We start from the raw sequence: 11,455 nt of genomic DNA, 5'->3' as shown, positions 1-11,455 counted from the left end.
ACGTGGGTGACCGCTTTGGCTTCCTGCGCATCGACCCAGGACCGCAACCCTCCAAGACCCCTCAAAACCCCCAGCGTCTGCTCAACATCCAGGCCAGCCACCGCCGTCAAAGCCACCCGACCCGACAACCCCGCCAACCCCGCCAACCCAGCACCAGAGCCCACCCACGCACCAAAACCAGCAACCCCGGAATCAGGAACAGGATCAGGATTAGTTGGGCTCTCTGACGGATCGTCTACCGGGGCACCTACCGGATCGTCTACCGGGGCCGTCCACACTGCGTCAACAGCTAACGGACCACCGGGACCATACCCGCCGGACCCGTCCGTGGACGCCCCCGCAGAACCGTCCGTGGACGTCCCTGCGGACCCGTCCGTGGCAGTGTCCGCGGGCCCGTTCGTGGAGGCGGGATCCGCGCCAGAATCGGGAAAGAATCCCGACCCGGTAGAAGAAGCTCTACTGCTTTTCATACCCCCATCCCATCACCCGCCACCGACATTATTAGGCCCGGAAGGAGACCCCCACCAAAACAATTTCAACAATTTTTTAGCACCCGACCAGGACCCCAAATCGGGCCACTCAGAGTACCCGTTACCCCACCCGCCGAACGGCGAGATCTGGCGACCCAAACACCCGGTACCCGCCCGGCTCACGGACCGGCGAACCGGTTGGGTCCGGCGGAAGGTGACCGGTTCGATAGTGGATCGGGGAGGAGGGCTAGCCCACGTGGTCCCGCCAACTGTGCTGTGGGTCGAAACCCAGCAGGTTGCGGGCATGATCGATGGAGAGCAGCGTCTCGTGCTCACCCACGTCCTTGACCACTTTGACGTCGGGAAATACCTCCGCCGCAAGCGATGCGCTGGACCGACTCATCACAGTGTCGGCCGCCGCGATGATGAATCTGTCAAAGCCCGGGACAGCATTCTCCAACGCGCGCTGCACGGCCTGCGCGCCGTCGCGACCGTCGATGTACCCCCACAGGTTCCACTTTCGTGCGGCCGCGTCCTCGTCAAATGACGGAAACTCGACGTAATCCTCGGGATCCATAACATTGGAGAACCGCAATGCCGTGATGCTCAGCTGCGGATCCCAACGCGTAAGCTGGATCGCCATTTGCTCCTCAAGGTGCTTCACCAGAGAGTAGGTGCTCTCCGGCCGGGCCGCGTATTCCTCGTCGACGGGGATATAGGGAGGATCCTCGTCGAACGGTAGTCCGAGCACCGTCTCACTGGAGGCGTAGACGATCTTCGAAATTCCCGCCCTGCGGCAGCCCTGGAACACGTTGTAGGTGGACATCATGTTGTTATGGAAGGTCGCTGCGTCCGCCTGGAGACCGGGCGCCGGAATGGCAGCCAGGTGCACGACGGCGTCGAACCCACTATGCCGATCGTCGACGCCCATCAGCGCATCTACAACCTGCCCGTAATCGGTCAGATCAATCTTCAGAAACCCGGGATCCCGTTCCCCCTGCAGATCCATTCCGAGCACCTCGTGTCCGGCAGCCCTCAGGACAGTCGTGACGGTACGCCCCAGTTTGCCGCTGGTACCGGTGACCGCGAGCCTCATACGGGACGCTCCTCGGGCGAGACGGTCTTCGCGGGATCGGTCTCAGCCATCGAGCCGATGGCCTGGTCGATTTTCGCCATCACGTCTGACCCGAGGGTGACGCCCGATGCTACAGCGTTGGATTTGACCTGCTCCGGCTTCGAAGCACCAATGATCGCTGCTGCAACGTTCTTGTTCTGCAGCACCCAGGCGACAGCGAGCTGCGCCATCGTCAGCCCCAGCTCATCAGCGATCGGCTGCAGTTTCTGCACACCGGTGAGCGTTTCGTCGGACATCCATCGCTTGATCATGTTCGAACCGCCCTTCTCATCGGCAGCCCGCGAACCCTCCTCAGGGGTTCCACCCGGCTGGTACTTCCCGGTCAGCACACCCTGCGCGACCGGCGACCAGACAATCTGGGACAGACCCAGCTCCTCCGACACCGGAACCACCTCCTCCTCAATGACCCGCCACAGCATCGAGTACTGCGGCTGGTTGGAGATCAGCTGGAACCCCAGTTCCTTCGCCAGCACATGACCGGCCCGGATCTGCCGTGCATCCCATTCGCTGACACCGATGTACAGTGCCTTGCCCTGGCGGACGACGTCAGCGAAGGCCTGCATGGTCTCTTCGAGGGGTGTCTCGTGGTCGTAACGGTGCGCCTGATAAAGGTCGACATAGTCGGTCTGGAGGCGTTCCAGCGAGCCGTTGATCGACTCCATGATGTGCTTGCGGGAAAGCCCGACGTCGTTGGGGCCCTTGGGCCCGGTGGGCCCCCACACCTTGGTGAAAATCTCCAGGGACTGGCGCCGTTCACCCTTCAACGCTTCGCCGAGCACCGTCTCGGCGGCCGTGTTCGCGTACACATCGGCCGTGTCGAAACTGGTGATGCCCACATCCAGTGCCGCGCGCACGCACTGGGTGGCGACGTCGTTCTCCACCTGCGATCCGTGGGTCAGCCAGTTGCCGTAAGTGATCTCCGAGATCTTGAATCCGCTATTTCCGAGGTATCGATAGTCCATGCTTCTGATGCTATGGCACTTGCCGACGAATGGGGAGGCTCACCGAGGTAATGCTGACGATGGCAAACAGGGCCAGCCGTTAGACTGAGGTGTCTTTGCACCACCACTGATTGAGGGATTTTGGTTAAGTTCACCGCGCGTCTAGCCACGGCCGAGGAGCGGGATAATTGGGACGCGTTGGTGACGGCAAACCCCAACGGCGGAAACATTCTCCAGTCAGCATCCTTCGCCGAAGTGAAGTCGCACCACGGCTGGACCTCCCGGTTCCTGGTCTTCGAGTGCCCCGACTACACCACGTACAACCTGGTGATCGAGAAACGGCTGCGCCTTCTGGGCGCCCTGTGGTACCTCATCAAGGGTCCCGATGTGGCGGACCCGGCTCATGTCCCAGCCATCCTCGATGCCTGCCGCGATCTGGTCCGTGCCGGGCGGCACAACGTCTTCGCAATAAAAGTGGAACCGGACATCCCCGCCGACGACGACGTCGACCGGCTGTTCCTGAATGCGGGCCTGGTCAAGACCTTTGACCTCCAACCCAACGATCACACGGCAATCCTGGACACCACCCCCGAGTCGAACCAGTTGCTGCGCAACCTCCACTCGAGGGGCCGCAACGCTGTGCGTCGAGCCATCCGGGAGGGCGTCGAAGTGCGCAGGATGGATCCGACCGACGAAAACTTCAGCACCATGTACCGGCTAATGGCTCACATTGAGGACCGGTCGGCTGCGAAGCTGCGCTCCTATGAGTACTACAGCAGGTTCTGGAAGAACTTCGCCGAAGCTGGTCAGGGACGCCTGTACTTCGTCTACGAAGACGGTGAGCCGTCGGTAGGAGCATTCGTCATCAACTACGGGCTGAAGGGCACCTACAAGGATGGCGGGTCCAAACCCAAGCGGTCCCAGTATGGTGACTCCCATCTGGTGCAGTGGCAAGCCATCACCGACCTCAAGGAGGAGTTCGGGATTGTCGAGTACGACTTCTGCGGCACCCCGCCCAGCGACCGGCTCAAAGACCCGACTCATCAGCACCATGGTCTGGGACTTTTCAAGACCAGTTTCACCAAAACTGTGACGGACTTTGTCGGGTGTTATGACCTGCCGCTCAGTGCGTGGAAGTATCGGGTGTGGAACGCCATCGGCGAACGGGTCGCCCGACAAATCTACTGGCGCCGACACCACCAGCCGTTCTACTAAAAACCTGCTCCGCTCCGCGCGGGCACACCGGATGAAGGGGTGAATCCCATGGGTGAAAAGACCGAGGCCGACGACGGACGCAACCCCAACACCAACCCCGCCCCGGTAGCCGAACAGCTGCCCGTTGTCCCGACTGTCAGGCCCCCCGCCGGAGTGGCCCCACCGGCCAAACCACCGTCCACCCGGCCGGTTCATTCGCTGCCCGGAACTCCCGGCGGCCCGGTGACCGAAGAACGTGCGGTGCCGGGTGGACGCGCAAAGGCAGCCGGCAAACCAGGCAGAGCCCCTACGGCGAAACCCAAACCGCGGGCCCGCCAGGCAAACGCAAAGCCCGACCGCAGAACCTACTCGACGCCGACCGATGCGCTGCCCACTACGCCACGCTCGGTTCGTCCCGACCGCTCAAACGCCGCAGCGCGCAAGGTACTGCGACGCCTGGTCCAGGGGGAGGCGCCGCCCACCCAGGCGATGAGCATCGTGGAACGGTTGGCGGGCAGTCCCTACGCCAACCCCACGATCCAGGCCGTCGGCCCGGACATCAACGCGCGCAGAACCCTCGATTTCGCGCTCAGCCTGGCCGAGACAATGTTTCGTTATGGCGCCGGTGCCCTCGAAGTTGAGACCAGCATCATCGCCGTCACCGCGGCGTTCGGGTTGGACAACATTGAAGTGGACATCACCAACCAATCGGTCATCCTCAACTATTCGGCTAAGGACCAGACTCCGGTCACCGTGCTGCGGGTGGTCCGTTCGTGGACCAACAACTATGCCGGCCTGCTGAAAGTGCACCAACTCGTGACCGACATCGTCGACGGCGGGATCTCCCGTATCGACGCGGCAGCCCGTCTCGACGAGATTACCCACAAACCCAAGCCCTTCCCCCGCTGGATGGTGACCGCTGCGTTCGGCATTTTCGGTGCTGCCATCGTGAGCTTCATCGGCGGTGGACCGCTCGAGTCGTTCATCAGTTTTGCCAGCTGCATCGGCGTCGATCTCCTCTCCCGACAGTTGGGAAAGTGGCGGGTCCCGGAATTCTTCTCCGTCGCAACTTCAGCGGGGATGGTCACCATCGTCGCGATGTTCTTCTGGTGGCTCGACATTGGAGTGGCACCGTCGCTGGTGGTGGTGGGCGGTATTCTGCTGCTGCTGCCGACCGGGCGTCTCGTCTCGGCGACCCAGGATGCAATCAACGGATACCCGGTCACTGCAGCTGGGAGGTACCTGTCAGCATTTCTCGTGTTCGCAGCAATCATCTCTGGAATCGCGGTCGCACTGGTGGCGGGAGCATTGGTCGGTATCCCCGAACTGCAGGTGACGACGTCGGTCGGATCCCTCTACCCGGTGCCGGTGGTCGCAGTGCTGGTCTTCATCGCCGTTGCGATGATTTGCGTAGCAGAGCAGACCGACCTGAAACTGGTGCTCCCCACTTCCCTCATCGGCGTCACGGGGTTCTTGCTGTACTCGCTGGTGGTCACGCTGGGGGTTGGCTACCGGCTGGCCCCGGCGATCGCCGCTGTCCTGATCGGCATGCTGGCAAGAATGGTGGCGCTGAGGATGGGCGCACCGCAGCTGGTAGTGGCGGTCCCAGCGGTCATGTTCCTCTATCCGGGCCTCATGGTGTTCAGATCAATGTACGGACTGAGCATCGAGACCGAGCTGGCGGGCGCCGGCAGCAACAGCCTGTTCAACGCGCTGACCATCATCCTGGCCATCGCGGGCGGCGTAGTCCTTGGCGACAATCTGGCCCGGCCGCTCACCAAGGGCATCAGCAGCAACGAACGCCGCCGGAACCGTCGGCGTTAGCTAACGCAGCTGCCAGTCCACGGCTTCAGCGCCCAGTTCAGTAAGCAGCGCGTTGGTCCGGGAAAACGGTCGGCTGCCGAAGAACCCGCGTGATGCCGAGAGCGGACTCGGATGGACTGATTCGATGACCGGGGTATTGCCGAGCAGCGGTTTGATTTGCTGGGCATCCCGCCCCCAGAGGACCGCAACGAGGGGCAGCTTCCGCGCCACAAGCGCTTCGACAGCCGCGCTGGTGACCACGTCCCAGCCCAGACGACGGTGCGAGGCTGCGTCGCCGGCCCGCACCGTCAGCACCCGGTTCAGTAGCAGCACCCCCTGCTCAGCCCACCCCGTGAGATCCCCGTGGGCGGGAACCGAGTCACCGGTATCGGCCGCGAGCTCCCGGTAAATGTTGGCCAGGCTCCTCGGGAGGGGCCGAGTGGTTTCCCCTACGGAGAACGACAGCCCGACGGCGTGTCCCGGCGTCGGGTACGGGTCCTGGCCAAGGATCAGCACCTTGACCTGATCCAACGGGTAGGTGAATGCCCGAAGAATGTGTTGCGCGGCGGGAAGGACCTCGGCGCCGCCGTCGACCTCCGCGCGCAGGCGATCGGCGAGCAGGTGCAGTTGCGGCTCCACCGGTGCGAGGGCGGCAACCCAGGACGGGTGGACGACGTCGGCCACCGGGACGGGTGCTGCGAAAGGAAACGCCGGGCTGCCTGGACCGGCGGGCGGTTTGAGGGCGGGGATTGGCTCAGGGAAGAGGGCGCTTTGATATTCCGACACCGTCCCATCCTTGTGCCCCAGCGCACCAAATGACAACCGTGTCATTCCCAATTACCATGAAGGACAGACCAGGTGGCGTGCCAGCACGCTGCATCCAGCTAAGGGGCGATCGGTAGTGACTGAGGCAGCAAGCGCTGACAGCGTGGTGCATCCGGATTCCGACTGCCCCCGCCAAGCGGGAGTTCTGGGAGATCGGGAGCAACAGATGCTGACCCTGGAACGCCAGTGGTGGAAGTACTCGGGGGCCAAGGAACAGGCCATTCGCGAACTGTTTGATCTGTCGGCCACCCATTATTACCAGATTCTCAATGCCATGATCGACACAGAGGCAGCACTGGCTCACGACCCCATGCTGGTCAAACGACTGCGTAGACTACGTACATCCCGTCAGCGCGCGCGCTCGGCCCGCCGACTCGGCGCTGACATCTGAACGCCCCCGGCTTCCTGTTTCCAGCGCCAACATCCAAGGACAACGCATCACTATGAGCCAATACCCCCGGGACGAGTTCGACAAGATCCCCGAATCCGCATCGCGGCAGGGAGTTCACCGGGAAAGGCTGGTTCCCCCACGGTCCACCGGACTGGCACTGAAGATCGTCGTGGGAGTCCTGGCGCTCGCCGTCGGACTGGCCGCCTACTACATCCTCCCGCGACTGGGCATCGGCGAGGGGACAGACCCAGCGTCCAGCCAGACCACCGGCGCACCGGCCTCTGAGACGGCGACGTCGGAGTCGTCAGATTCACCGGCGACCGACGGCGAGACCGCCGAACCCTCACCGTCCGAGCCAGGAGCCTCCGAGGAGCCAACCGAGGCTGAGCCCACGGATGCCGAGCCATCACCCAGCGAGGATCCGACGGCGATCGATCGATCCCAGGCGGTGAATGTCTACAACTCAACCGGGGTCAGTGGGTTAGCCAACTCGGCTGCCAGCCGGGTCTCGGGCGGGGGTTGGACCCTAGGCCAGATCGCTGACTGGGGTGGGGTTCCACCACAGACCTCGGTGATTTTCTACAACGATGCCTCCCAATTGGCCGCAGCGCAGGAGTTGGCTGGCATGCTAAGTATCCCCACCCTGGTAGAAACCACCGAGGTATCTCCCAACATCACCGTTGTAGTAGGACCCGGGTTCCAGTAGGCGAGCGGGCCCGTGCCGGTGCCTCCGTCGGACGCCCCCCAGGTCCGGCTCCGGGGTTGGAAAGCCACGGGGCTTTCCGCTGACCGCGAATGGTTCTGTACCCATCAGGACTGGCATCGGTGGTGCACGGCGTAACGCGTGCCCAGTGGAAAGGCTGGTACTTGCACTCAGCCAGTCAGAGTGCTAATTATTGAGTTAGCACTCTAAGCCGCTGACTGCTAATTGTCGGTGGGGTTGGATGTGACACGCACACCACTGTGGTGAGGTTCTCGGCAGGACGTAAAGAGATCGTCCTCCTGCTAGCCGTCCGTCGCGGGCACCGCAGCCGGTGGGCACAAGTTTGCTGATGAGCAGTACTGTCCCCGAAAGGACCTAAGCCACTATGGCCAAGATCATTTCTTTTGATGAAGAGGCACGCCGCGGCCTTGAGCGTGGACTTAATATCCTCGCCGACGCCGTCAAGGTAACGCTGGGCCCACGTGGCCGCAACGTAGTCCTGGAAAAGAAGTGGGGCGCCCCCACGATCACCAACGATGGCGTATCCATCGCCAAGGAGATCGAACTGGACGACCCGTTCGAAAAGATCGGCGCAGAGCTGGTTAAGGAAGTCGCCAAGAAGACTGACGACGTCGCCGGCGACGGTACCACCACCGCCACCGTCCTCGCACAGGCCCTGGTCAAGGAAGGCCTGCGGAACGTTGCCGCTGGCGCCGACCCGCTGAGCCTGAAGCGCGGCATCGAGAAGGCTGTGGAAGCAGTCACTCGTGAGCTGCTTGCTTCTGCCAAGGAAATCGAAACCAAGGAAGAGATCGCTGCTACGGCATCCATCTCCGCCGGCGACAACGAAATTGGCGCCCTGATTGCCGAAGCACTCGACAAGGTTGGCAAAGAAGGCGTCATCACCGTCGAGGAATCCAACACCTTCGGCCTTGAGCTTGAGCTCACCGAGGGCATGCGGTTCGACAAGGGTTACATCTCCGGGTACTTCGTCACCGACGCTGAGCGTCAGGAGACCGTACTGGAAGACCCGTACATCCTGATCGTCAACTCCAAGATCTCCAACGTTAAGGACCTCGTTGCGGTTCTCGAAAAGATCATGCAGTCCGGCAAGCCACTGCTGATCATCGCCGAGGACATCGAGGGTGAAGCGTTGGCTACCCTGGTTGTCAACAAGATCCGGGGCACGTTCAAGTCGGTAGCTGTCAAGGCTCCAGGCTTCGGCGACCGCCGCAAGGCCCAGCTGGCCGACATCGCCATCCTCACCGGTGGCCAGGTTATCGCCGAGGAAGTGGGTCTCAAGCTTGAGAACGCCACGCTTGACCTCCTGGGCAGCGCACGCAAGGTTGTTGTTACCAAGGACGAGACCACCATCGTCGAAGGTGCGGGCAACGCGGAAGAGATCGCCGGACGCGTCAGCCAGATCCGCGCCGAGATCGAGAACTCGGACTCTGACTACGACCGCGAGAAGCTGCAGGAACGCCTGGCCAAGCTGGCCGGTGGCGTTGCGGTCATCAAGGCCGGAGCCGCAACCGAGGTTGAGCTCAAGGAGCGCAAGCACCGCATCGAAGATGCAGTCCGCAATGCCAAGGCAGCAGTCGAAGAGGGAATCGTCGCCGGTGGCGGCGTTGCCCTCATCCAGGCTGGCGCCAAGGCCTTCGCGTCACTGCAGCTCGAAGGCGACGAGGCAACCGGCGCAAACATTGTTCGCGTTGCCATCGACGCCCCGCTGAAGCAGATTGCCTTCAATGCCGGTCTCGAGCCAGGCGTGGTTGTCGACAAGGTCCGCGGCCTGCCTGCAGGTCACGGCCTGAACGCAGCCACCGGGGTCTACGAAGACCTGCTGGCTGCCGGAGTGAACGACCCCGTAAAGGTGACCCGCTCTGCACTGCAGAACGCGGCCTCCATTGCTGGTCTGTTCCTCACCACCGAAGCCGTAGTAGCTGACAAGCCTGAAAAGGCTGCAGCCGGCGGCGGCGGCGGAGACGACATGGGCGGCATGGGCGGCATGGGCGGCTTCTAGTCCCCACCCCCGAGGTCAAACACCTCACCCCACGCTGTACAGGAAGGACGGTATCCCTCGCGGGGTGCCGTCCTTCCGGCCTTCCCGAGCAGTTAGGCACCACATCCGTCCTGCCAGGACAAATCCTGCAGCAGTTCGGTGCGGGAACCTCCCACGCAGCTCAATACAGGAACATCCTGGCATTGCTCGGTTCGGCGTCGGCATACTGCTGGATGGCAACCGTCAACGCATGGTTGATCTCCGCCAGCGACTCCTCGACCCGCGCCTGGGTGGCACGCCACTGGGTCACCACCTCCAGGAAGTTGGCCGCAGCCTGGCCCTTCCACAGCATCTCGATGTCCAACAGCCCCGCCTGCGTGGTATTCACCTCGGATTGCAGGCGGCCGATGGTGCCCTGCACCTCGTTGCTCTTAGCCGAAAGAGCGTCGGTATCAACCTGAAAGTTTGTCATCATGGATCTCCTCATCTGCTGACACCCTCGACTCTAGGACGATGATGAGCAGCCGCGGGGAGCAAACATGCAGATGTGGACAGGACTCCCGGCCCTAGGTGCCTGTGGAGGGGGAGTCCTCAGTCTCCGGGGCACTGTACGGCAATCGGATCGACAGGGTGGCACCGCCACCGGGTGTCTCCCCGAGACGGACCGAACCGTCGTGCTGGGCGACCAGGGCAGCAACAATTGCCAGCCCGAGGCCGGTGCCCCCGGTTTCCCGATATCTGGACGAATCGGCCCGATAGAACCGCTCGAAGACCCGGGCCGCGTCCTCCTCGGAGATGCCTGGGCCATGGTCCCGGACTTCGATGACCGAGTCCATCCGGTCGTGGATCACCGGCTCAACACCAATGGCAATCTCAATGGGGGTGCCGTCGGGGGTGTAGCGCAGTGCATTGGTCATCAGGTTGGCCACCACCTGCCGCAGCCTTGCCTCGTCGCCCACAGTGGGGGCGGAACGTGCCTGCCCGCCGTCAAGGCCGATCACAGTGATCTCCCGGTCTGGAGCGATCGCCCGGGCGTCAAGGGCCGCGTCGTTGCCCAGGATCACCAGGTCCAGTGGCTCGGATTTCAGCGGACGCTGCTCGTCGATCCGGGCGAGGGTTAGCAAGTCCTCCACCAGTTCGCCCATGCGCTTGGCTTCGCTCTCAATCCGGCTCATCGCCGACCGTACGTCGTCGTCGTTCTGCAGCGCGCCGTGCCGGTACAACTCCGAGAATCCCCTGATGGTCACCAACGGAGTGCGCAGCTCATGGGAGGCATCGGCCACGAAGCGGCGCATCTTGCGTTCAGATTCGGTCCGGGCGGAGAAGGCTGTCTCAATATGGGCGAGCATGGCGTTCAGCGAGCGGGATAGGCGCCCCACCTCGGTAGCGGGCCGCTCCACCTCGACCCGCCGGGACAGATCGCCAGCGGCGATCGCCGCAGCCGTCCGTTCGACCCTGCCGAGTGGTCTGAATTGCCGGGTGACCGCAACGAAGGCGATACCGCTGGCCACGATGGTGGCACCGAGACCGACGACGAAGATGGTCTGCCCAGCCTCCTCCAGCGACTTGTTGATCGTCGACAGGTCCGACGCCACAGCAACGCTTCCCTGGCCGTTGCTGAGCGCGAAAAGCTTGACGCGCCAGCCGGGGCTGCCGGTGGCGCTCCCTTGCACCGTGAACCCCGCTTGACCCCGAGCGACCACTTCCTCAACATCAACCTCCGGGATGACCGGGTAATCAGTCGACTCCTCGGACAGCGTCGCCCTGAGCTTCTGACCATCCACATCCCTCAGCTCACCGTAGAATCTCAACAGGGTTCCATCGGTGGCGCCGTCGGGGAGGATATTCCGCGCGACGGCATCGGCGTTGGCGCGAATGTCCCGATCCATCTGGTCGATGAGGCTGCTGCGCAGCAACGAGACGGTGACGATTCCGGTGATTGCAACAGTGACCACCATGAGCAACGTCATGGTGGCCACCAGTTGGGTGCG

At 63.0% G+C, this 11,455-nt stretch carries 10 protein-coding genes and 1 pseudogene; 5 read left to right on the top strand and 6 right to left on the bottom strand.

From position 1 onward, the window contains the following. From ACX80A_RS07410 to ACX80A_RS07400, 3 genes and pseudogenes are all read right to left on the bottom strand, one after another. Positions 1 to 470: pseudogene (locus ACX80A_RS07410) on the bottom strand (hypothetical protein); the annotation flags it as partial. A 247-nt stretch (positions 471 to 717) separates the two neighbouring features. Continuing rightward, on the bottom strand, positions 718 to 1,566 hold the full coding sequence (locus ACX80A_RS07405) for an NAD-dependent epimerase/dehydratase family protein (protein WP_459259040.1): 849 nt from the start codon (positions 1,564 to 1,566) through the stop codon (positions 718 to 720). Beyond that, positions 1,563 to 2,567 carry an aldo/keto reductase family protein gene (locus tag ACX80A_RS07400; RefSeq protein WP_459259039.1) on the bottom strand — a complete coding sequence of 335 codons (1,005 nt, stop codon included), beginning with the start codon at positions 2,565 to 2,567 and terminating at the stop codon, positions 1,563 to 1,565. The genes ACX80A_RS07405 and ACX80A_RS07400 overlap by 4 nt, the downstream gene beginning before the upstream one ends. Positions 2,568 to 2,687: 120 nt before the next feature. Between ACX80A_RS07400 and ACX80A_RS07395 the strand changes: the two genes are divergently transcribed. Together ACX80A_RS07395 and ACX80A_RS07390 are read left to right on the top strand one after the other, a co-directional pair. Then, entirely contained in the window at positions 2,688 to 3,761 is a 1,074-nt protein-coding gene (locus ACX80A_RS07395) for a lipid II:glycine glycyltransferase FemX (protein ID WP_459259038.1), read from the top strand. Positions 3,762 to 3,809: 48 nt separating this feature from the next. Continuing rightward, the gene (locus tag ACX80A_RS07390) at positions 3,810 to 5,564 is read left to right on the top strand and encodes a threonine/serine exporter family protein (RefSeq protein ID WP_459259037.1); all 1,755 of its coding nucleotides are present in this window, start codon (positions 3,810 to 3,812) and stop codon (positions 5,562 to 5,564) included. Here ACX80A_RS07390 and ACX80A_RS07385 read toward each other — a convergent pair whose 3' ends face one another. Continuing rightward, positions 5,565 to 6,329, bottom strand: a complete 765-nt coding sequence (locus tag ACX80A_RS07385; RefSeq protein ID WP_459259036.1) for a uracil-DNA glycosylase — start codon at positions 6,327 to 6,329, stop codon at positions 5,565 to 5,567. A gap of 142 nt (positions 6,330 to 6,471) precedes the next feature. Between ACX80A_RS07385 and ACX80A_RS07380 the strand changes: the two genes are divergently transcribed. The 3 genes from ACX80A_RS07380 to groL all read left to right on the top strand — a co-directional run bounded on the left by ACX80A_RS07380 (position 6,472) and on the right by groL (position 9,485). Beyond that, on the top strand, positions 6,472 to 6,759 hold the full coding sequence (locus ACX80A_RS07380; RefSeq protein WP_459259051.1) for a DUF3263 domain-containing protein: 288 nt from the start codon (positions 6,472 to 6,474) through the stop codon (positions 6,757 to 6,759). Between the two features lie 52 nt (positions 6,760 to 6,811). Further along, positions 6,812 to 7,465: a LytR C-terminal domain-containing protein gene (locus tag ACX80A_RS07375; protein WP_459259035.1), complete on the top strand. Its 654-nt coding sequence runs from the start codon at positions 6,812 to 6,814 to the stop codon at positions 7,463 to 7,465. A gap of 382 nt (positions 7,466 to 7,847) precedes the next feature. Next, the gene (gene groL / locus ACX80A_RS07370) at positions 7,848 to 9,485 is read left to right on the top strand and encodes a chaperonin GroEL (protein WP_459259034.1); all 1,638 of its coding nucleotides are present in this window, start codon (positions 7,848 to 7,850) and stop codon (positions 9,483 to 9,485) included. 160 nt (positions 9,486 to 9,645) lie between these two features. Here the strand turns inward: groL and ACX80A_RS07365 are convergent, their stop codons facing one another. Then, positions 9,646 to 9,939, bottom strand: coding sequence for a WXG100 family type VII secretion target (locus ACX80A_RS07365; RefSeq protein ID WP_459259033.1), 294 nt, complete (start codon positions 9,937 to 9,939; stop codon positions 9,646 to 9,648). A 91-nt stretch (positions 9,940 to 10,030) separates the two neighbouring features. Further along, complete coding sequence (locus tag ACX80A_RS07360) at positions 10,031 to 11,434, bottom strand: sensor histidine kinase (RefSeq protein WP_459259050.1); 1,404 nt, start codon at positions 11,432 to 11,434, stop codon at positions 10,031 to 10,033. Between the last annotated feature and the right edge of the window lie 21 nt (positions 11,435 to 11,455).

The organism is Arthrobacter sp. TMN-50 (genome assembly GCF_054511125.1).
The sequence above is the reverse complement of the archived record's forward strand: the minus strand, read 5'-3'. Positions and strand labels throughout refer to the sequence as shown.

Coding starts and splice junctions, on each gene's coding strand:
- ACX80A_RS07405 (WP_459259040.1), bottom strand. CDS start 1,566: ATGAGGCTCGCGGTCACCGGTACCAGCGGCAAACTGGGGCGTACCGTC.
- ACX80A_RS07400 (WP_459259039.1), bottom strand. CDS start 2,567: ATGGACTATCGATACCTCGGAAATAGCGGATTCAAGATCTCGGAGATC.
- ACX80A_RS07390 (WP_459259037.1), top strand. CDS start 3,810: ATGGGTGAAAAGACCGAGGCCGACGACGGACGCAACCCCAACACCAAC.
- ACX80A_RS07375 (WP_459259035.1), top strand. CDS start 6,812: ATGAGCCAATACCCCCGGGACGAGTTCGACAAGATCCCCGAATCCGCA.
- groL (WP_459259034.1), top strand. CDS start 7,848: ATGGCCAAGATCATTTCTTTTGATGAAGAGGCACGCCGCGGCCTTGAG.
- ACX80A_RS07365 (WP_459259033.1), bottom strand. CDS start 9,939: ATGATGACAAACTTTCAGGTTGATACCGACGCTCTTTCGGCTAAGAGC.
- ACX80A_RS07360 (WP_459259050.1), bottom strand. CDS start 11,434: ATGACGTTGCTCATGGTGGTCACTGTTGCAATCACCGGAATCGTCACC.